General features: G+C 45.2%; 1 protein-coding gene. It reads left to right on the top strand.

From position 1 onward, the window contains the following. Nucleotides 1–17 precede the first annotated feature (17 nt). The coding region (locus tag AAEZ02_RS23350; protein WP_351125599.1) for a hypothetical protein at nt 18–241 on the top strand (224 nt) is incomplete at its 3' end.

Here is a 241-nt window from a genome sequence, read left to right as displayed (position 1 = left end):
GATACAATCAGGTCGCTATGACTAATGATGGTTATTTTGCCTACAAAACCTTTAACGCCCAATGGCCGGGCGTTGCCGTGACAACCAATACCTATGACCCACTAACCGGTCAGGTGCTGACATCTGTCGATATCAATGGGGTGACGACAACCAATCAGGTTAACTTTATTGGCGCACCGCAAAGCTCATCTGTCACCAAAGGCAATATTGTTATTCAACCCACAAGTTATCTTTCTCTACA

Source organism: Shewanella sp. T24-MNA-CIBAN-0130 (genome assembly GCF_040310185.1).
GTDB classification, from domain to species: Bacteria; Pseudomonadota; Gammaproteobacteria; order Enterobacterales; family Shewanellaceae; genus Shewanella; species Shewanella psychromarinicola.
This window is presented reverse-complemented; position numbering and strand designations above follow the sequence as displayed.